Origin of the sequence: Burkholderia sp. IO2 (assembly GCF_029522185.1) — a bacterium.
Classification (GTDB): domain Bacteria; phylum Pseudomonadota; class Gammaproteobacteria; order Burkholderiales; family Burkholderiaceae; genus Burkholderia; species Burkholderia cenocepacia.
Window position 1 is genome coordinate 44985 of sequence record NZ_JAKWFH010000034.1, and the last position, 20387, is coordinate 65371.

The 20387-nt window shown below is 68.6% G+C and carries 18 protein-coding genes; 6 read left to right on the top strand and 12 right to left on the bottom strand.

All coding sequences use genetic code 11. The features are described 5' to 3' along the window. Positions 1-26 precede the first annotated feature (26 nt). The 3 genes from MMB92_RS21765 to MMB92_RS21775 all read right to left on the bottom strand — a co-directional run bounded on the left by MMB92_RS21765 (position 27) and on the right by MMB92_RS21775 (position 2864). On the bottom strand, positions 27-857 hold the full coding sequence (locus MMB92_RS21765) for a 3',5'-nucleoside bisphosphate phosphatase (protein ID WP_034178618.1): 831 nt from the start codon (positions 855-857) through the stop codon (positions 27-29). 81 nt (positions 858-938) lie between these two features. Then, positions 939-1829, bottom strand: coding sequence for an alpha/beta hydrolase (locus MMB92_RS21770; RefSeq protein WP_043206048.1), 891 nt, complete (start codon positions 1827-1829; stop codon positions 939-941). A 177-nt stretch (positions 1830-2006) separates the two neighbouring features. Then, positions 2007-2864 carry a ferritin-like domain-containing protein gene (locus MMB92_RS21775; protein ID WP_012492704.1) on the bottom strand — a complete coding sequence of 286 codons (858 nt, stop codon included), beginning with the start codon at positions 2862-2864 and terminating at the stop codon, positions 2007-2009. A gap of 143 nt (positions 2865-3007) precedes the next feature. Here MMB92_RS21775 and MMB92_RS21780 point away from each other — a divergent pair, with 143 nt between their 5' ends. The 3 genes from MMB92_RS21780 to MMB92_RS21790 all read left to right on the top strand — a co-directional run bounded on the left by MMB92_RS21780 (position 3008) and on the right by MMB92_RS21790 (position 5011). Then, on the top strand, positions 3008-3532 hold the full coding sequence (locus MMB92_RS21780; RefSeq protein WP_006478410.1) for a gamma carbonic anhydrase family protein: 525 nt from the start codon (positions 3008-3010) through the stop codon (positions 3530-3532). Between the two features lie 25 nt (positions 3533-3557). Beyond that, positions 3558-4508 carry an Hsp33 family molecular chaperone HslO gene (hslO, locus tag MMB92_RS21785; protein WP_006485303.1) on the top strand — a complete coding sequence of 317 codons (951 nt, stop codon included), beginning with the start codon at positions 3558-3560 and terminating at the stop codon, positions 4506-4508. A 137-nt stretch (positions 4509-4645) separates the two neighbouring features. After that, positions 4646-5011 carry a hypothetical protein gene (locus MMB92_RS21790; protein WP_060265349.1) on the top strand — a complete coding sequence of 122 codons (366 nt, stop codon included), beginning with the start codon at positions 4646-4648 and terminating at the stop codon, positions 5009-5011. Positions 5012-5103: 92 nt separating this feature from the next. Here the strand turns inward: MMB92_RS21790 and ftsB are convergent, their stop codons facing one another. From ftsB to MMB92_RS21835, 9 genes are all read right to left on the bottom strand, one after another. Beyond that, the gene (gene ftsB, locus MMB92_RS21795; protein WP_006485304.1) at positions 5104-5529 is read right to left on the bottom strand and encodes a cell division protein FtsB; all 426 of its coding nucleotides are present in this window, start codon (positions 5527-5529) and stop codon (positions 5104-5106) included. A gap of 81 nt (positions 5530-5610) precedes the next feature. After that, complete coding sequence (eno, locus tag MMB92_RS21800) at positions 5611-6894, bottom strand: phosphopyruvate hydratase (protein WP_006478406.1); 1284 nt, start codon at positions 6892-6894, stop codon at positions 5611-5613. A gap of 106 nt (positions 6895-7000) precedes the next feature. After that, positions 7001-7855, bottom strand: a complete 855-nt coding sequence (kdsA, locus tag MMB92_RS21805; protein ID WP_006485302.1) for a 3-deoxy-8-phosphooctulonate synthase — start codon at positions 7853-7855, stop codon at positions 7001-7003. After that, positions 7852-9510, bottom strand: coding sequence for a CTP synthase (locus MMB92_RS21810; protein ID WP_006478404.1), 1659 nt, complete (start codon positions 9508-9510; stop codon positions 7852-7854). The genes kdsA and MMB92_RS21810 overlap by 4 nt, the downstream gene beginning before the upstream one ends. 179 nt (positions 9511-9689) lie before the next feature. Continuing rightward, positions 9690-10535: an alpha/beta hydrolase gene (locus tag MMB92_RS21815; RefSeq protein WP_006493957.1), complete on the bottom strand. Its 846-nt coding sequence runs from the start codon at positions 10533-10535 to the stop codon at positions 9690-9692. Positions 10536-10763: 228 nt separating this feature from the next. Further along, positions 10764-13244, bottom strand: coding sequence for a DNA internalization-related competence protein ComEC/Rec2 (locus MMB92_RS21820; RefSeq protein ID WP_277562916.1), 2481 nt, complete (start codon positions 13242-13244; stop codon positions 10764-10766). 56 nt (positions 13245-13300) lie between these two features. Further along, complete coding sequence (locus MMB92_RS21825; protein WP_034201552.1) at positions 13301-14089, bottom strand: TatD family hydrolase; 789 nt, start codon at positions 14087-14089, stop codon at positions 13301-13303. Between the two features lie 67 nt (positions 14090-14156). Further along, a complete protein-coding gene (lolD, locus tag MMB92_RS21830) occupies positions 14157-14852 on the bottom strand; it encodes a lipoprotein-releasing ABC transporter ATP-binding protein LolD (RefSeq protein ID WP_006482997.1) in 696 nt (231 codons plus the stop codon). Positions 14853-14907: 55 nt separating this feature from the next. Further along, positions 14908-16161, bottom strand: coding sequence for a lipoprotein-releasing ABC transporter permease subunit (locus MMB92_RS21835; RefSeq protein WP_006483000.1), 1254 nt, complete (start codon positions 16159-16161; stop codon positions 14908-14910). Positions 16162-16310: 149 nt separating this feature from the next. On the opposite strand from MMB92_RS21835, the gene MMB92_RS21840 reads away from it, so the two are divergent. The 3 genes from MMB92_RS21840 (at position 16311) to prfB (ending at position 20357) form a co-directional block, all read left to right on the top strand. After that, positions 16311-17387 carry a regulator gene (locus tag MMB92_RS21840; protein WP_277562917.1) on the top strand — a complete coding sequence of 359 codons (1077 nt, stop codon included), beginning with the start codon at positions 16311-16313 and terminating at the stop codon, positions 17385-17387. A 14-nt stretch (positions 17388-17401) separates the two neighbouring features. Continuing rightward, a complete protein-coding gene (gene recJ / locus MMB92_RS21845; RefSeq protein ID WP_006485976.1) occupies positions 17402-19099 on the top strand; it encodes a single-stranded-DNA-specific exonuclease RecJ in 1698 nt (565 codons plus the stop codon). Positions 19100-19252: 153 nt separating this feature from the next. Beyond that, positions 19253-20357 (top strand): peptide chain release factor 2 gene (gene prfB / locus MMB92_RS21850; RefSeq protein WP_012492708.1). Its coding sequence is split into 2 segments (ribosomal slippage): positions 19253-19333 and positions 19335-20357, totalling 1104 coding nucleotides; the frame shifts between segments, so codons are not numbered across the junction. The last annotated feature ends 30 nt before the right edge of the window (positions 20358-20387 follow it).

Genomic DNA, 20387 nt, shown 5'->3' on the forward strand with positions numbered 1-20387 from the left:
CGCGGGCGGCCCGAAGCCGCCCGGCGTCAGAGCCAGCGCTCCCAGACCGGTGTCAGGTCGGGCGGCAACGGCGGCAGGCTGCCGAGCTCGATGCGGCCCTCGCCGGGCGCATGGAAATCCGAGCCGCGCGACACTTCGAAGCCGAAGCGGCGCGCCACGTCCGCGTATTCGCGGTACTGGTCGGGCGTGTGGCTGCCCGTGATGACCTCGATCGCGCGGCCGCCGAGATCGATGAACTCGCCGAAGAACGCGTCGAATTCGACCGGCGTATAGCGATAGCGGCCCGGGTGCGCGACCACCGCTTCGCCGCCCGCCGCGCGGATCCAGCCGACCGCGTCGGACAGGGACGCCCAGCGATGCGGGACGAAGCCGGGCTTGCCGTCGCCGAGCAGGCGGTCGAATACGTCCGACGTCGATTCGGCATGGCCGTTTTCAACGAGAAAGCGCGCGAAGTGCGTGCGCGAAATCAGGTCGGGATTCGATACGTATTTCAGCGCGCCTTCGTACGCGCCGGGAATGCCGAGCGTCGCGAGCTGCTCCGCGATCGCCAGCGCGCGCGCCGCGCGGCCGTGGCGCGTGCGGTACAGGCCGTCGACCAGCGCCGGATGGGCGGGATCGATGTGAAGACCGACGATGTGCACGGTGCGCGATGCCCACGTGACCGAGATCTCGACGCCGCTCAGGTAGCGCATGCCGAGCGCTTCCGCCTCGCTGCGCGCCGCCGCCTGGCCGCCGATCTCGTCGTGGTCGGTCAGCGCCCACAGGGTCACGCCGCCCGCATGCGCGCGGCGCGCGACGTCGGCAGGCGACAGCAACCCGTCGGAAACATTGGAATGGCAGTGGAGATCGGCGTTCATTGTCGGCATGGCAGGTAAGGCCTCATTCTACTGCAACGCGGCAATTGCGCCGCCCGCCTGCCCTGCCGCGGCGCCGCGCGCCTACGCGCAGAACGCCTCGATCAACGCCGCGATCTGCTCGGGCTGGTCGTGATGCACCATGTGGCCGGCATCCTCGACGAGCTTCTCGCGCCAGTCGGGGAATGCGTCGAAGCGCGCCTTGAATTCGGGTAGCGGGATGTCGCCGGCGAGATGCGCGAGCGTCGGCGAATTGACCGCCTCGATGTGCAGTACCTTCGCGCGCACCTGCTTCCAGATCGCCATCACTTCGTCGAGCCGGTACAGCAGCGGGCCCGGCATCTTGTGCGCCGGATCGGCCAGCAAGTGGTAGAGGCCGTCGTCGCCGCGTTTCGACCAGTGCGCGGCGAGAAACGCGGCGCGGCGCGGGTCGAGCCGCGGATTGGTCTTGATCAGGCGCGCCGCCACGTCGTCGAGGGACGCATACGGCCGCAGCGCGGGCGGCTCGCGCAGCTCGTCCAGCCAGCCGCGCAGCCGGCGCGGCGCCTGTTCGGCGCGGGCCGGCGCGAGCCCGAACCCTTCGAGGTCGACCACCCGGCGCACGCGTTCCGGCCGGGCGCCGGCGTACAGGCACACGACGTTCGCACCCATGCTGTGTCCGACCAGGTTGACCTCGCCGGTCGGCGCGTAGCGGTCGACGAGCGCATCGAGGTCACCGAGGTATTCGTGGAACCAGTAGTGGCCGCCGCCCTGCCGCGCGACCGGCCAGTCGGACAGCCCGAAGCCGCGCGCATCGGGCGCGATCACCTGCCAGTCGCCCGCGAGCGCATCGACGACGAACTGGAACGACGCCGCGACGTCCATCCAGCCGTGCAGCATGAACAGCGTCGGCGCATCGGGCCGGCCCCAGCGCCGCACATGCAGCTGGACGCCGCGCACCGTGACGAAATCGGAAACAGAACTCGAGGCACTCATTGCAGCCGCCAAAAAAAGAATGGTCGTTCGATTATAGCGGCGGCGCCCCGGTTCCGGCGGCCGGCAATCGAGGTACCGCTCTAGCGGCGAGGTCTTACGGAGCCTGGCAGGAAGGCGCCATGGGCCGGCTGCGCAAGCCGGCCGGCGGCCAACCCGGCCCAGCCGGACGGGATCCGGCTAATGCGCGGCGCGCCCGTCCGCCGCGTCCTGCGCGGCCAGTTCGTCGAGTTCGGCCTGCTCGAAGCCGGCATCGCGCCGCGCATCGAAATTGAACGGGCCGCGCAGCCGTGGCGCGTGGTATTGCTCGGCGAGCTGCCGATAGGTCGGCACGGGGTCGCGGCCGGCAGCATCGCACAAATGGCGGAACCAGCGGTTGCCGATCGCGACATGGCCGATTTCGTCGCGCAGGATCACGTCGAGGATCGCGGCCGACGCATCGTCGCCCGCCTGCACGAGCCGCGCGCGGATCGGCGGCGACGCGTCGAGCCCGCGGGCCTCGAGCGTCCGCGGCACGAGCGCCATTCGCGCGAGCACATCGCCCCTGGTTCGCTCGCACATCTCCCACAGCCCGTTGTGCGCGGGAAAATCGCCGTATGCGTGCCCGAATGCTGCGAGCCGGTCGGACAGCAGCGTGAAATGATAGGCCTCCTCGGCCGCGACCTTCAGCCAGTCTGCATAGAACGCGTCGGGCATGCCCGCGAAGCGCCAGACGGCGTCGAGCGCCAGGTTGATCGCATTGAATTCGATATGGGCGAGCGCGTGCAACAGCACGGCGCGCCCTTCGGGCGAGCGCATGCTGCGCCGCTCGAGCTGGCGCGGCTCGACGAGCGGCGGTCGCGCCGGGCGCCCGGGCAGATCGGCCGGTTCGCGCAGTTGCAGCGACGGCGCGATCGCGGCCTGCCCGGCCCGCAGCGCATCGTGCAGCGCGCGCACCCGCGCGGCCTTGGCCGCCGGCTCGGCAATACGCAGCGCGTCGAGCGCGACGCGACGCACACAGGCCGGCGCCTGGCCGAAAGAGGAAGACTCCATGCTCATAAACGGGGACACCTTGCGTACGCATCGCGGGAGCATCGGCACGCGACGGTTTACAATATGCGTTTGTTCCGCGGCGCCTGGCGCCGGGCAAACCGGACGCGCCATTCTACCGGCGCCCATCATCGAAGAGACAAGGAGACTCCGTGACGATCTACAAGCTGGGCGAGACGGCCCCGACGATCCACGAAAGCGTATTCGTCGCCGACACGGCGGCCATCATCGGCAAGGTCGTGCTCGAGGAAAACGCGAGCGTGTGGTTCGGCGCGACGATTCGCGGCGACAACGAGACGATTACGGTCGGCGCGGGCAGCAACGTCCAGGAAGGCGCGGTCCTGCATACCGACCCGGGCTTTCCGCTGACGATTGCCGAGAACGTGACGATCGGGCACCAGGCCATGCTGCACGGCTGCACGATCGGCGAAGGTTCGCTGATCGGGATTCAGGCGGTGGTCTTGAATGGCGCGGTCATCGGCCGCAACTGTCTGGTGGGTGCCGGCGCGGTCGTGACGGAAGGCAAGACGTTCCCGGACAACTCGCTGATTCTCGGCGCACCGGCAAAAGTCGTGCGCGAGCTGTCGGCGGAAGACGTCGCGCGGCTGCGCGCCAACGCGAAGACCTATGTCGAGCGACGCGCGCATTTCAAGGAGCAACTCGTGCGGATCGGGTGATTCGCACGGATTTCAAGGAAGAAGAGTGAGCGACCAGTTACAGAAATTCATGTTCAATGCGGCGCCCGTGCGCGGCGAGATCGTTTCGCTGCGCAACACGTGGCAGGAAGTGCTCGCCCGCCGCGACTACCCTGCCCCGGTGCGCACGGTGCTCGGCGAGATGATGGCCGCGTGCGCGCTGCTGTCCGCGAACCTGAAATTTCACGGCACCCTGATCATGCAGATCTTCGGCGACGGGCCGGTCCAGATGCTGGTCGTCCAGTGCGGGTCCGATCTGTCGATGCGGGCCACCGCGAAGTTCTCCGGCGACGCCGCGCAGACGATCGGCGACGACACGAGCTTCGCGGCGCTCGTCAACGCAAGCGGCCACGGCCGCTGCGTGATCACGCTCGATCCGGCCGACAAGCTGCCGGGCCAGCAGCCGTACCAGGGCATCGTGCCGCTGAACGGCGTCGACGGCCCGCTCGAATCGGTGTCGCAGGTACTCGAGCACTACATGCACCACTCGGAGCAGCTCGACACGCGGCTGTGGCTCGCGGCCGATCGCGACCGCGCGGTCGGCATGCTGCTGCAGAAGCTGCCTGGCGACGGCGGCATCGTGCCGCGCAACGCCGAAACCGATATCGACACGTGGGAACGCGTGTGCACGCTCGGCGGCACGCTGTCCGCGAAGGAGCTGCTCGAGGTCGAACCGGAAGTCGTGTTCCGCCGGCTGTTCTGGCAGGAAAACGTGCAGCACTTCGAACCGGCCGGCACGCGTTTCCAGTGTTCGTGCTCGCGCGAGAAGGTCGGCGCGATGCTGCGCATGCTCGGTCGTGAGGAAGTCGACAGCGTGATCGTCGAGCGCGGCCACGTCGAGATCCACTGCGAGTTCTGCAACCAGCGCTACGAATTCGATCCGGTCGACGTCGCGCAGCTGTTCGCGGCGCCCGGTGTCGAGACCGGCATCGCGCCCGCGACCGACCAGCGTCACTGAGCCGCGCGCCCGTGCCCGCCGCCGGCGCGGCACGGGCGCATAATGACGCACGAGCGCCGCACGCGCGGCTCCGGCGCCGGAGGCCCGACCTTCGGCACGAGCCGTTTTCCACGGCCGGCGCGCTGCAGGAGAAACACATGAGTCACCTCCGCCCCTTTGGCACCCTCCGCACCATCGCCCTGGCGAGCATGGCCGCCGGCACGCTCGCGCTTGCAGGCTGCGCGATGCCGCCGCCGACTTCCACGATCCTGAGCCGCCTGCCCGAGCCGGGCGCGTCGGGCGGCCAGCCGCCCGTGCTGTCGAGCGCCGAACGCAAGCGCTACGACGAGATCGACCAGCAGGTCCTGCGCGAGCAGAACAGCGCAATGGCAGCCGAAGCGGCCGCGCGCGCGTGGGCCTATTACTCGCCGCCGCCCGTGACGGTCTACAGCGGGTACTACGGCGGATGGGGCAATCGCTGGGGCACGGGCGTCAGTTACGGCTACCCGGGCTGGTGGTGGTGAGCAGCAGGCGTCGCCCGATCGATTGACGACTCACAGGAAATAAAAAAGCGCGGCATTTCCCGCGCTTTTTCAATGGGTTCGAGGTATCGCGCTCAGTGATGCGCCGCCTTGCCCTTGTCGCCGCCGTGATGCCGCGACGGCTTCGCGATCGACTGCGGATTCGGCACGACCCGCACCGGCGCCGCGGACACAGCGCCGCGCGTCGACGTATTCGACGGCGTGTTGTTCACCGGCCCCGCAGGCGCATTCGGCGACACGAACTGCACGAACACTTCGCCGTCCTTCACCATGCCCATCTCGTAGCGCGCACGCTCCTCGATCGCCGCGGTGCCGCTCTGCAGATCCTGCACTTCGCCGGCCGTGCGCTCGTTGCGCAGCTTCTCGTCCGCGTTCTTCTGAAGCTGGTCGTCGAGCTGCTGACGCAATTCATGCACCCGCAGCCAGCCGCCGTGTCCCCACCATAGGGGGTACTGAATGAGCGCCAGCAAGGCAATCAGGACGACAGTGACAAGCCGCATGTAAGAGACGCAGATATAAGAAGCGCCGCTCCGCGCACAGGCACAGAGCGGCGTCGAGATGACGAACCCGATAGTAGCGCGTTAGCGCAGGTTATAGAAAGCCGATTTGCCCGGGTAGCTCGCGATGTCGCCGAGATCTTCCTCGATGCGCAGCAGCTGGTTGTACTTCGAGATACGGTCGCTGCGCGACAGCGAACCCGTCTTGATCTGACCGGCGTTCAGGCCGACCGCGATGTCCGCGATCGTCGAATCTTCCGTTTCGCCCGAACGGTGCGAGATCACGGCCGTGTAACCCGCGCGCTTCGCCATTTCGATTGCCGCGAACGTTTCGGTCAGCGTACCGATCTGGTTGATCTTGATGAGGATCGAGTTCGCGATGCCCTTCTCGATGCCTTCCTTCAGGATGCGCGTATTGGTGACGAACAGGTCGTCGCCGACCAGCTGCACCTTCTTGCCGAGGCGGTCGGTCAGCAGCTTCCAGCCGTCCCAGTCGCTTTCGTGCATGCCGTCCTCGATCGACACGATCGGGAACTTGTCGGCGAGCGTCGCGAGGTAGTCGGTGAATTCGGCCGACGACAGTTGCAGGCCTTCGCCCGCGAGCTGGTACTTGCCGTCGTGGTAGAACTCGGATGCCGCGCAGTCGAGCGCGAGCAGCACGTCTTCGCCCGCACGGTAGCCGGCCTTCTCGATCGCCTGCAGGATCGTCGACAGGCATTCGTCGTTGCTGCCGAAGTTCGGTGCGAAACCGCCTTCGTCGCCGACGGCCGTGCTCATGCCGCGATCGCTCAGGATCTTCTTCAGCGCGTGGAACACTTCCGCGCCGCAACGCAGCGCTTCACGGAACGTCGGCTGGCTGACCGGGACGATCATGAATTCCTGGATGTCCAGGCTGTTGTTCGCGTGCGCGCCGCCGTTGACGATGTTCATCATCGGCACCGGCAGTTGCATCGCGCCCGAACCGCCGAAGTAGCGGTACAGCGGCAGGCCGGCCTCTTCGGCGGCCGCCTTCGCGACGGCCATCGACACGGCCAGCATCGCGTTCGCGCCGAGGCGCGACTTGTTGTCGGTGCCGTCCAGCTCGAGCAGCGTCTTGTCGAGGAACGCCTGTTCCGACGCGTCGAGGCCCATGATGGCTTCGGAGATTTCGGTGTTGATGTGCTCGACCGCCTTCAGCACGCCCTTGCCGTTGTAGCGGCCGGCTTCGCCGTCGCGCAGTTCGATCGCTTCACGCGAGCCGGTGGACGCGCCCGACGGCACCGCCGCGCGGCCCATCGTGCCCGATTCGAGCAGCACGTCGCATTCGACGGTGGGGTTGCCGCGCGAATCCAGAATCTCGCGGCCGATGATATCTACGATTGCACTCATGGGTTTCCTCTGAGAATGACGATGGATTCTTCAAACTGCGACGGCGTGCGTGCCGGAACCGCTTTCGCTACAGACGCGCGAAGCCGTCGCAAGGTTCATTCGATCTTTAATTGAAATCGTTTTCCAGGAACGGATTGCGCTTCACCGCCTGGTCGAGCGTGACGAGGGTCTCCAGCAACGCGCCCATCCGGTTCAGCGGCACCGCATTCGGGCCGTCCGACTTCGCCTCGGCCGGATTCGGATGCGTTTCCATGAAGAGGCCCGCGACGCCCGTCGCGACCGCCGCACGGGCGAGCACCGGCACGAATTCGCGTTGGCCGCCCGAGCTCGTGCCCTGCCCGCCCGGCAATTGCACCGAGTGGGTCGCATCGAACACGACCGGCGCGTTCGTCTCGCGCATGATCGCGAGCGAACGCATGTCCGACACGAGATTGTTGTAGCCGAACGAAACGCCGCGCTCGCACGCCATGAAACGGTCTTCCGACAGACCGGCTTCACGTGCGGCGTCGCGCGCCTTGTCGATCACGTTCTTCATGTCGTGCGGCGCGAGGAACTGGCCCTTCTTGATGTTGACGGGCTTGCCCGAGCGCGCGCACGCATGGATGAAGTCGGTCTGGCGGCACAGGAACGCCGGCGTCTGCAGCACGTCGACGACCGACGCGACCTGCTCGATCTCGTCGATCGAATGCACGTCGGTCAGCACCGGCAGGCCGAGCTGGCGCTTCACCTCGGACAGGATCCGCAGGCCCTCGTCCATTCCGAGGCCGCGAAACGACTTGCCCGAGCTGCGGTTTGCCTTGTCGTAGGACGACTTGTAGATGAACGGAACGTTCAGCTTCTCGCAGATCTCCTTCAGGCGGCCCGCCGTGTCGATCGTCATTTGCTCCGATTCGACGACGCAGGTTCCCGCGATCAGGAAGAAAGGCTGGTCGAGACCGACCTCGAAATCGCACAGCTTCATGCTTGCACTCCGCGCGCTTGCTTGTTGGCGAGCGCGGCTTCGACGAACGACTTGAACAGGGGATGGCCGTCACGCGGCGTGGACGTGAATTCCGGGTGGAACTGGACGCCGACGAACCACGGGTGCATCGAGCGCGGCAGCTCCATCATTTCCGGCAGATCCTCGCTCGGGGTACGGGCGCTGATGATAAGGCCGCCGGCTTCGAGCTGGGGCACGAAGCGGTTATTGACTTCATAACGGTGGCGATGGCGCTCGTTCACGTCCTTGCCGTAGATTTCTTCCGCCATCGTGCCCGGCTTGATCGGGCAGCGCTGCGAACCGAGGCGCATCGTGCCGCCGAGGTCGGATTCCTCGGTGCGCGTCTCGACCTTGCCTTCGCGGTCGTACCATTCGGTGATCAGCGCGACCACGCGCTCCGGCGTGTCCGGATCGAATTCCGTGCTGTTCGCCTGCTTCAGGCCGACGACATCGCGCGCGAATTCGATCACCGCGAGCTGCATGCCGAGGCAGATGCCGAGGTACGGCACCTTCGACTCGCGCGCGTAGCGAACCGCGGCGATCTTGCCTTCCGTGCCGCGACGGCCGAAACCGCCCGGCACCAGCACGGCGTCGAGATGCTTGAGGCTGTCGACACCGTTCGTCTCGAGCTCTTCCGAGTCGATGTATTCGATGTTGACCTTGGTCGACGTGTGGATCGACGCATGACGCAGCGCCTCGATCAGCGACTTGTACGACTCGGTCAGGTCGACGTACTTGCCGACCATGCCGATCGTCACTTCCTGCTTCGGGTTCTCGAGCTTCTCGACGAGCGCCGACCACATGCTCAGGTCGGCGTCCTTCGGCGACAGCTTCAGCTCTTCGCAGATGATCCGGTCGAGGCCCTGGTCGTGCAGCATCTGCGGAATCTTGTAGATGCTGTCGGCGTCCCACACCGAGATCACGGCGTCTTCGGGCACGTTCGAGAACATCGAGATCTTCTTCGATTCGTCGTCGGGGATGCGGCGATCCGCACGGCACAGCAGCACGTGCGGCAGGATGCCGATCTCGCGCAGCTTCTGCACGCTGTGCTGGGTCGGCTTCGTCTTCAGCTCGCCGGCCGTCGCGACGTACGGCACGAGCGTCAGGTGCACGAAGCACGCGCTGTTGCGGCCGAGGCGCAGGCTCATCTGGCGCGCGGCCTCGAGGAACGGCAGCGACTCGATGTCGCCGACCGTGCCGCCGATCTCGACGATCGCGACGTCCGGCTCGCCGCAGGTGGCCGATGCCGCCCCGCGCTCGATGAACGCCTGGATTTCGTTCGTGATGTGCGGAATCACCTGCACGGTCTTGCCGAGATAGTCGCCGCGGCGTTCCTTGCGGATCACCGATTCGTAGATCTGGCCGGTCGTGAAGTTGTTGGCCTTGCGCATCTTCGTGCTGATGAAGCGCTCATAGTGGCCGAGGTCGAGGTCGGTCTCCGCTCCGTCTTCCGTCACGAACACTTCGCCGTGCTGGAACGGGCTCATCGTGCCGGGGTCGACGTTGATGTAGGGATCGAGTTTGAGGAGGGTGACTTTCAGACCGCGCGATTCGAGGATCGCGGCGAGGGAAGCGGCGGCAATACCCTTGCCAAGGGAAGAAACTACGCCGCCGGTGACGAAAACATATTTGGTCATCGCTGGATGCTCGCGGGAAAAACGGATTATACCGTAAAGCCCGCCCTTCTCTCAGCAATTGACGTGATGATCGCGCCCTTTCGTGCCGACCCGCGCCGGCCGTGCGCGGCGGCGCGAACCGGCCGCCCGGTCGCGCCGCGCGCATGCGCCGACAAGCGCTCCGGCCGGCCGACGAAACGTCAGGCGCGCTTCGCGAGCGGCGCGCCGGCCTGCGAAACGCCGCCCTCGTCGGCCTTCAGCGAATTCAGCATCCGCTGCAATGCGCGGGCGGTCTCGATCGGCCGCTCCATCGGGAACAGGTGGCTGCCCTCGAGCCATTCGATGCGCCCCCGCGTCGCGCGGCGCGTCGCATCGAGCCCGACCTGCCGCACCTCGCGCGAGCGCGTGCCCGCGAGAAAGCCGAGCGGCACCGGCGCGCCGTGCGCGAGCCGCGGGCCGAGCGTGTGCGGCAGCGTCCGGTAGATCAGGTATTCGACCTGCCGGTCGAACGCGAGCGCGCGCTCGCCGTCGGCGCCGGCCTGCGGGATTCCGTAGTCGATATAGTCGGCCAGCATCCGCTCGTCCCAGCGCGCGAACGCGGGCTTCTCGCGGAAATGCCGCCAGACTTCGTCGCGGCTCGTCCAGCGCGTGCGCCGGTTGCGCGTCGCCGCGGCCGGCGACAGCCGCTCGTCGAGCCCCGCCCACTGGCTCGCGCGCAGCGCGCCGGCACGCCAGCCCGCGATGATCGGCGAATCGATCATCACGACGCCGCGCACCCACTGCGGCTTCTTCAGCGCGGCCATCAGCGACAGGTAGCCGCCGAGCGAATGGCCGACGAGCCAGACCGGGCGCTCGTAGCGGCGGCCGATGTCGTCGAGCAGTTGTTCGACGAGATGCGGCCAGTCGCGCGTCACCGGGTAGCGGCGATCGTGGCCGATCCGTTCGATGTAGCGCAGCTCGTAGTCGTCGGCCAGTTCGGCGAAGATCGTCCGGTACGTCGACGCCGGGAAGCCGTTCGCATGCGAGAAGTGGAGGATGTCCTTCAAACGCCGATGTCTCCTTTGTCGACGGGAGTTAGCGCTTTAGCGGTTACTCCCGTCCCATGCTTCGCGGACGACGGGAATCGGGCTTCAGCACTTGCTCCCGTCTTATGCTTCGTGGTCGACTGGCGTTGGCGCCTCGGCTCTCACGCCAGTCCCATGCTTCGTACTCCGTCGGCACCACGCACGGCACGCCGGCCCCGAGTTCTCTATCCTGATCGCCGGCCTTCGCGCTCACCGGTCCATCCAGTAGCGGCGCCGCTCGTCGCGATAGCGCGCGAATCCGAACCCGCCGCCGGCCGGCGCGACGTCGAACCGCACGGCGCCGTCGCGATCGGTACGCGGCAGCGGAATCCCGCGCGCCTCGTAGCGGGCCAGCACGGTCCGGTGCGGATGCCCGAAACGATTGCGATAGCCTACAGGAAATACCGCGACGCGCGGCCCGACCGAATCGAGGAAAGGCTCCATCGACGACGTGCGACTGCCGTGGTGCGGAACGACCAGGATCTGCGCGGCCAGCGCATCGCGCGCATCGGCCACCAGCCGGCGCTCGGCGCCGGCCTCGATGTCGCCCGTCAGCAGTGCCGACGTGCCGCCCGCGTCGATGCGCAGCACGCACGACTGCCCGTTCGACGAACCCGCGCTCCGGCCGCCCGGCGGCCACAACATCGTGAAGGCGACGCCGTCCCAGGTCCAGCGCTGCCCGGCCGCGCACGGCAGCCGATCGGCCACGCCGGCGGCCTGCGCGTCGCGCCACAGCCGGCTCTTCGGCGCAATGCCGGCCAGCAACTGGCGCACGTCGGCCGCCGCATAAACGGCCGCCGCGCCGCCCGCATGATCGGCATCCGCATGACTGAGCACGAGCGAATCGATCGTCGAGATGCCGCGCGCCCGCAACGCCGGCGCGACGATCCGCGTACCGGCGTGGGACGATTCCGCACCCGGGCCCGCATCGAACAGCAAGGTCCGCCGCGCGGTTTCGACCAGCACCGCCGCGCCCTGCCCCACGTCGAGCACGGTCATCCGGAAGCCGCCGGGCGGTGGCGCATCGGGCGCAGGCGCAACGAGCAGTAGCCACGTGAGCGGCGCCGCCCAGCGCAACGGCCAGCCGCGCGGCATCAGCACCCACGCGACGCCCACGCATGCGAGCGCCAGCACCGGCCAGTCGGGCATGCGCAGCCAGAACACGCCGGCCGGCCAGTCGGCCAGGTGCCCGAGCAGCGTCATCATCGGTTCGAGCGCCGCATGCGCAAGCCGGAAGGCCGCCGCATCGAGCGGCGGCGGCAACGCGATGCCGGCCAGCACGACCGGCGTCACGACCGAGCTGACCCACGGAATCGCGAACGCATTGCCGAACGGGCCCGACAGCGAAACCTGCGCGAACCACGCGGCGGTGAGCGGCGCGAGCCCGATCGTCACCGCGTACTGCACGCGCGTCGCGTCGGCGAGGCGGCGTCCGCAGCGCGTCGTCCACGCGCGCAACCGGCTCCGCCAATCGGCCGCGCCGCCTTCCATGCCGGCTTCGTCGGCTTCACGCACCGCGCGCCAGCCGGCGACGGCCAGCAAGATCACGGCGACCGCGCCGAACGACAGCCAGAAGCCGGCCGACAGCACGGCCCACGGATCGGCGAGCAGCACGCCGCCGAGCGCCGCGCACAGCACCGCGGACGTCGGCACGCTGCGGCCGGCCAGATACGCGATGCCGCCGCCCGCGATCATCCACCACGCGCGCTGCGCCGGCACGTTGAAGCCGGCGAGCGCCGCGTAGCCCGCCGCGGCGACCAACGCGGCGAGCGCGGCCGCATACGGCGCCGGCAGCACGAGCGTCGCGGCCCGCCCGCGCCAGCGCACGCGGCGCCAGACCATCGACACGAGCCAGCCGGCGAGCGCGCCGACCAGCCCGACGTGGAGACCGGAAATCGCGACCAGGTGGCTCGTGCCCGTGTTGCGCAGTACGCGCCAGTCATCCTCGCCGATGCCCGACTGCTCGCCGATCGCCAGCGCGGCGACGATGCCGCGATGCGCCGCATCGGTACCGAGCACCTCGCCGATGCGCGTGCGCAGCGCGTCGCGCACCCGGTCGATCGACGCGCGCCATCCCGAGGCGCGCGCGTCGAGCAATACCGCCCGACGCGGCGCACTGACATAGCCGATCGCACGAATGCCCGCGGCGAGCCACGCCGCCTCGCTGTCGCGCACGCCCGGATTGGCCTCGGCATGCGGACGCTTGAGACGCACGACGAAACGCCAGCGCTGGGCCGCCCGCCAATCGGGAAGCGCGTCGCGTGGCGCGGCTGCACCATACGCGCGCCACGACAACCGGATCAATGGCGGAAAACGCGCGAGCCCCGCATCGTTCGATTCGACCGCGAACAGCAGTCGCGCGCCTGTCTCGTCAACGACGGGCAGCCCGCGGATCACCCCCGTGACGACGATGTCGCGCCCTTCCCATTCAGCCGGCAGGTTGTCGCTCAGGCGCCATTCCGCTCGCGCGGCCGCATAGCCGAACCCCGCGACGCAGGCCGCGAGCGCCCACAGCATCCATCCGCATGCAACGACCGCACGCGTGCGCCTTCGACGCACGCACCACGCGCCCAGCACCGCGCAGCCCGCGAGCACGGCTGCTCCGACCGTCCATGCGACCGCCCCCGGCAACGCCGCCTGCCGCTGCAGCACGACGACGCCGAGCGCGAACGCGATCCACCCCACGCGCATTCCGCCTCCTCGTCGACCCGGCGCCACCCTGCCAACAAGGTGCCTTCCGGCAACGATTATGCGGACGAAAGTGCGAGTCGCGGCAGCGCGGCGAGCGCGTTAGCCGAAGTGCAGACGGCCAATTCGCCAGTATCGAGGCCGCGCAATTCGGCGAGCACGACGCCGATGCGCGGCACCTGGTCGGGCGTATTGCGGGATTTGTATGCCCATTCGGGCGCGATGTCGGGCGCGTCGGTCTCGACGACGAGCGCGTCGAGCGGCAACTCGGTGGCGAGCCGGCGAATCTGCCGCGCGCGCGTGAAGGTCACGTTGCCGCCGAAGCCGAGATGCAGTCCCTGCGCCAGATACGCTTCGGCCTGCTGGAAACTGCCGTTGAACGCATGCGCGATGCCACGCCGCACGCCGAAACGGCGCAGCCCGGCCAGCACGCGGTCCTGCGACTTGCGCACGTGGCACAACACCGGCAAGTCGAATTCCCGCGCCAGCCTGAGCTGCCCCTGGTAGAAGAACTGCTGCCGGTCTTCGTCGAGCCCCGGCACGAAATAGTCGAGCCCGATCTCGCCGATCGCGACGAAACGCGGATCGTCGAGGCTCGCCTCGATCTCCATGCGCAGTCGATCGAGGTCGGCATCGCGCGCCTGCGGCGTGTACATCGGATGAATGCCGAGCGCATAGACGGCGCCCGGCGTGCGCTGCGCGAGTTCGCGCACCGTCGTGAAGTTGTCGCGCCCGATGCTCGGGATCACGATGCGCGACACGCCGGCCGCGCGCGCAGCCTGCGCGACCGCGTCGCGGTCGGCGTCGAACTCGGCGGCATCGAGATGGCAGTGCGTGTCGATCCACATGGCAGCAGTCCCGCGCCCTTGCGCCGTGCCGGACGAACCGGCGGCCGGCCCAAAAGGCGCTGCTTTTTTACACCGGCAGCGCCGGCTCCTCGTGCAGCACGCCGTCGCGCAACCGCATGATGCGGTCGCAGCGCGCGGCGAGATCGGGATCGTGCGTGACGATCACGAAACTCGTTTCGAGCGTCTCGGACAGTTCGAGCATCAGGTTGAACACCGTGTCGGCCGTCGTGCCGTCGAGGTTGCCGGTCGGCTCGTCGGCGAGCACGCACGCGGGCTTCGTGACCAGCGCGCGCGCGATCGCGACGCGCTGCCGCTCGCCGCCCGACAGCTCGCCCGGCCGGTGCTTCGCACGCGGGCCGAGACCGACGCGTTCGAGCATCGCCTGTGCCTGCGCGCGCGCGTCCTCGGTCGTCATCCGGCGGATGCGCAGCGGCATCGCGACGTTGTCCAGCGCGGTGAACTCGGGCAGCAGGTGATGGAACTGGTAGACGAAGCCGAGCGCGCGGTTGCGCAGCTCGTTGCGCTCGCGCTCGGCGAGCTGCGTAAACGGCTTGCCGAGCAGCGACACTTCGCCGGCGCTCGGCTCGTCGAGCCCGCCCAGCACGTGCAGCAGCGTGCTCTTGCCGGAGCCCGACGCGCCGACGACCGCGAGCTTCTCGCCGCGCCGCACCGTCAGCTCGGTGTTGTTGAGCACCTGCACGTTGAAGCCGCCCTGCACGAACGCCTTCGTGATCCCGCGCGCCTGAAGCACGTATTCCTGCATACCTGCCGAATCCTGTCTGTTGTGTTGTCGTGAATCCGCGAATGCGGTCGCGCGGTCATTCATAGCGGAGCGCCTCCGCCGGCTTCACCTTCGCGCCGCGCCAGCTCGGATAGAGCGTCGCGACGGCCGACAGCGCGAACGCGATCAGCCCGATCCGGATCACGTCGCTCGCGACGAGTTCGGACGGCAGCTCGCTGATGAAGTACACCGACGGCGGCAGGAACTGCACGCCGAACAGGTGCTCGATCATCGGAATCAGCCACGGGATGCTCCACGCGATCAGGCAACCGAGCGCGACGCCGGACGCCGTGCCGACGAAGCCGATCGTCACGCCCTGCACGACGAAGATCTTCATGATCGACCCCGGCTGCGCGCCGAGCGTGCGCAGGATCGCGATGTCGGCCTGCTTGTTGGTCACGGTCATCACGAGCGACGACACGAGGTTGAACGCGGCCACCGCGATGATCAGCGTGAGGATGATGAACATCATCCGCTTCTCGATCTGCACGGCCGAGAACCACGTCTTGTTCTGCTGGGTCCAGTCGCGGATGTACAGGCTGCCCGACAGCGTATGCGACAGCTCGACCGCGACCTGCGGCGCCTTCTGCATGTCGGTGAGCCGCAATCGCACGCCGGTCGGCGCGCTCATCCGGAACAGCGCCTCGGCGTCGCGGATGTTGATCATCGCGAGCGTGCTGTCGTATTCGTAGTGGCCCGATTCGAACACGCCGACGACCGTGAACTGCTTCAGCCGCGGCATCATGCCGGCCGGCGTGATCGAGCCTTCGGGCGCGACGAGCGTGACCTTGTCGCCGACCGTCACGCCGAGGTTGCCGGCGAGCGCGTCGCCGAGCACGATGCCGAACTGGCCCGGCACGAGCGCGCCGAGCTGGCCGGCCTTCATGTCCTTGCCGATGTCGGACACCTGCGGCTCGAGCGACGGCTCGACGCCGCGCAGCATCACGCCGCTCACCGCGTCCTGGCGCGTGAGCAGCGCCTGCGCGTCGACGTACGGCGCCGCGCCGATCACCGACGGATTGCGGCGCGCTTCCTGCGCGGTCAGTTGCCAGTCGGGCATCGAGCCCGTCGGCGAGAACACCTCGACGTGCGCGAGCACCGACAGCATGCGGTCGCGCACTTCCTTCTGGAAGCCGTTCATCACCGACAGCACGACGATCAGCGCCGCGACGCCGAGCGCGATCCCGAGCATCGAGACGAGCGCGATGAAGGAAATGAAGCCGTTGCCGGTCGTGCGTTTGCCGGCGCGCGTGTAGCGCCAGCCGATCTGCCATTCGTACGGAAGTTTCAAGCGAATCCTTTCTGCTGGTTACGGCGGGAGGCGCGCCGCGGCCGGACCGCCGCCGGGTGGCGGCCGGCAGCCCGGGCACGGTCGAAAAACGGCCGCCGGACGCGATCGGGCCGTCAGCCGGCCCGATCACGCGCGCAGTTTGCCATACAATGCGCACCATCATGCACGACCGACGCCTCCATTTTCTCGTCCCGTTCGCGCTGCCGTCGGCGGCCGATGCGGCCTCGTCCCTGCACACGCTGGACAGCCCCGCGCTCCAGAAGTTGCTCGCCCGCGCGAGCCTCGTCGAGCGCGTGGCCGGCGAGGACTTCCAGCGCACGCTGCCGCACGAGCGCTGGCTGGCGAGCCGGTTCGGCGCCACCCACGGCAACGCCGCGGACGAAGCGCCGCTCGCGCCCTACATGCTGCTGGCCGATGGCGGCGATCCCGGCACGCACGCATGGGCGTGCGTCGAGCCCGTGCACGTCGAAATCGCGCACGATCACCTGGTGCTCGTCGATCCGGCGGCCCTCGCGCTCGACGACGGCGACGCGGCCGCGCTGCTCGCGGTCGCGCGGCCGCTGATCGAGGAGCTCGGCGTGCGGCTCGAAGCGCCGAACCCGGCGCGCTGGTATCTGTCGAGCGACCAGCTCGCTCGCCTCGCCGGCGCCGCGCCGCTGCGCGCCAGCGGCCGCAACATCGAGATCTGGCTGCCGCACGAGGCGCATACGGGCGAGCGCTCGCGGATGTGGATGAAACTGCAGAACGAAGTGCAGATGGCGTGGTTCCAGCATCCGGTCAACGAAGCCCGCGAGGCGCGTGGGCTGCCGGCCGTCAATTCGATCTGGTTCCATGCGCAAGGCACGCTGAAGCCGGTCGGCAAGCCGTTCGCGCGCGTGCTGTCCGCGTCGCCCGCCGCGCTCGGCCTCGCACGCGCCGCGCAAACCGAAGCCGCCCGCCCGCCCGCGACGTTCGGCGCGCTGCGGGCCACTGATGGCGCGACGCTCGTCGAGCTGCCGGCGCTGACCACCCCGTTCATCGAGCAGGACTGGGCGCGCTGGCACGACGGGCTCGCCGCGCTCGAGCGCGACTGGTTCGCGCCGGCGCTCGCCGCGCTGCGGAACGGCGAGCTGGCGGCCGTCGATGTCACGCTGTGCGGCGACACGAGCTCCGTGACGCTGCACGCGACGCGCGGCGACCTGCGCAAGTTCTGGCGCCGCCGCGCGCTCGCCTCCCTGTTCGAATAACCAGCAGACCCCGAATGACCCGGATCGTTACCCGCCCCGTCGCGCCCGCCGACGCCGAAGCGCTTGCGCGCCACGGTCTGCACCCCGTCCTCGCGCGCCTGTACGCGTCGCGCGGCGTGCAGTCGCCCGTCGACATCGAGACCGCGCTCGCGCGCCTCGTTCCGCCCACCGAGCTGAAAGGCTGCGCCGATGCGGCGGTGCTGCTCGCCGACGCGATCGCCGACAAGCGGCGCCTGCTGGTCGTCGCCGACTACGACTGCGACGGCGCGACCGCCTGCGCGGTCGCGGTGCGCGGCCTGCGGATGTTCGGCGCGCAGATCGACTACCTGGTGCCGAACCGCTTCGAATACGGCTACGGCCTCACGCCCGAGATCGTCGAACTCGCGGCCGCGCGCCAACCCGACCTGCTGATCACCGTCGACAACGGGATCGCGAGCGTCGCCGGCGTCGAAGCCGCGAACGCGCGCGGCATCGACGTGCTCGTGACCGACCACCACCTGCCGGGCGACGCGCTGCCCGCCGCGCGCGCGATCGTCAACCCGAATCAGCCCGGCTGCGCGTTCCCGAGCAAGCACCTCGCCGGCGTCGGCGTAATGTTCTACGTGCTGCTCGCGCTGCGCGCCGAGCTGCGCCGCCGCGGCGCGTTCGCGAGCAAGGAAGCCGAGCCGCGCCTCGACGGCCTGCTCGACCTCGTCGCGCTCGGCACCGTCGCCGACGTCGTGCGGCTCGACGGCAACAACCGCGTGCTGGTCGCGCAGGGGCTGCAGCGCATCCGCAACGGCCGCATGCAGCCGGGCATCGCCGCGCTGTTCCGCGCCGCCGGGCGCGAAGCGCGCACCGCGTCGGGCTTCGACCTCGGCTTCGGCCTCGGCCCGCGCCTGAACGCCGCCGGGCGGCTATCCGACATGTCGCTCGGCATCGAATGCCTGATCACCGACGACATCGGCCGCGCGTGGGATCTCGCGCAACAGCTCGACGTGATGAACCGCGAGCGCCGCGAAATCGAGGCCGGCATGCAGCAGCAGGCGCTCGCCGATCTCGCCGACGTCGATCCGGCCGACGCATGCACGATCACGCTGTTCAATCCCGCGTGGCACCAGGGCGTGATCGGCATCGTCGCCGGCCGGCTCAAGGAGAAATTCCACCGCCCGTCGTTCACGTTCGCGCACGCCGACGACGAAGGCCGGCGGGTCAAGGGGTCGGGACGGTCGATTGCCGGCTTCCACCTGCGCGACGCGCTCGACCTCGTGTCGAAACGCGAACCGGACCTGATCGTCGCGTTCGGCGGCCACGCGATGGCGGCCGGTCTCACGCTCGACACCGACAACGTGCCGCGCTTCGCGGCCGCGTTCGAGGCCGTCGCGCGCGAATGGCTGTCCGACGACGCGCTCGCCCGCGTGATCGAGACCGACGGCGAACTCGAGGACGCGTACTTCACGCCGCAGTTCGTCGGCCTGCTCGACGAAGCCGTGTGGGGGCAAGGGTTTCCGGCCCCGCTTTTCTCGGGCGAATTCGACGTCGTGTCGCAGTCGCTCGTGAAGGAAAAGCACCTGAAGCTGCAGCTGGCGCGCGGCCGTCAGCGCTTCAACGCGATCTGGTTCAACCACACCGAGCCGCTGCCGGCGAGCGCGCTGGTCGCGTACCGGCTCGTCGCCGATACGTGGAACGGCGTCACGCGCGTGCAGCTGATCGTCGAACACGCGGCCGGCTGAGCGGGCCGACCGTCCGCCACCGCGCCGCCGCACGCGTGCGCGCCGCGCCGGACGGGGCCGTCGACACGCGTGCGAGCACCGTTTGCGTCACCGGGCAACCCCGCCGATCGGCTATAATTCCGCTTTTTTACGAAGCCGGAACAGCGAACGATCATGGAAGCGGAACGTCTCAACGCGATCGAAAGCTCCCTGCTCGACCTGCGCAATCGCGCGGGCGAGCTTCGGGGGTATCTTTGACTACGACGCCAAAGCTGCGCGTCTGACCGAAGTCAACAAGGAACTCGAAGACCCGAACGTCTGGAACGATTCGAAGAACGCCCAGGCGCTCGGCCGCGAGAAGAAGCTGCTCGAAGGCGTCGTCACGACGCTCACCGCGCTCGATAGCGACCTGCGCGACGCGCTCGACCTGTTCGAGCTGGCGCGCGAGGAAGGCGACGAGGACACGCTTCTCGCGTCGGAAGAAGACGCCGCGAAGCTCGAAGCGCGCGTCGGCGACATCGAGTTCCGCCGGATGTTCTCGAACCCGGCCGATCCGAACAACTGCTTCATCGATATCCAGGCCGGCGCCGGCGGCACCGAGGCATGCGACTGGGCGTCGATGCTGCTGCGCCAGTACCTGCGCTACTGCGAGCGCAAGGGCTTCAAGGCCGAAGTGCTCGAAGAGTCCGACGGCGACGTCGCCGGCATCAAGAACGCGACGGTCAAGGTCACGGGCGAATACGCGTACGGCTTCCTGCGCACCGAAACGGGCATCCACCGCCTCGTGCGCAAGTCGCCGTTCGACTCGTCGGGCGGTCGCCACACGTCGTTCTCGTCGGTGTTCGTCTATCCGGAAATCGACGACTCGATCGAAGTCGAGATCAACCCGGCCGACCTGCGCATCGACACGTACCGCGCGTCGGGCGCGGGTGGCCAGCACATCAACAAGACCGACTCCGCGGTGCGGATCACGCACATGCCGACCGGCATCGTCGTGCAGTGCCAGAACGACCGCTCGCAGCACCGCAACCGCGCCGAAGCGATGGCGATGCTGAAATCGCGCCTGTACGAAGTCGAAATGCGCAAGCGCCAGGCCGAGCAGGACAAGCTCGAATCGAGCAAGACCGATGTGGGCTGGGGCCACCAGATCCGCTCGTACGTGCTCGACCAGAGCCGCGTGAAGGACCTGCGCACGAACGTCGAAATGAGCAACACGCGGGCGGTGCTCGACGGCGATCTCGACGACTTCATCAGCGCGAGCCTCAAACAGGGCGTGTAAGCGCCGCGGCGCGGCCGGCCCGCGCCGCCC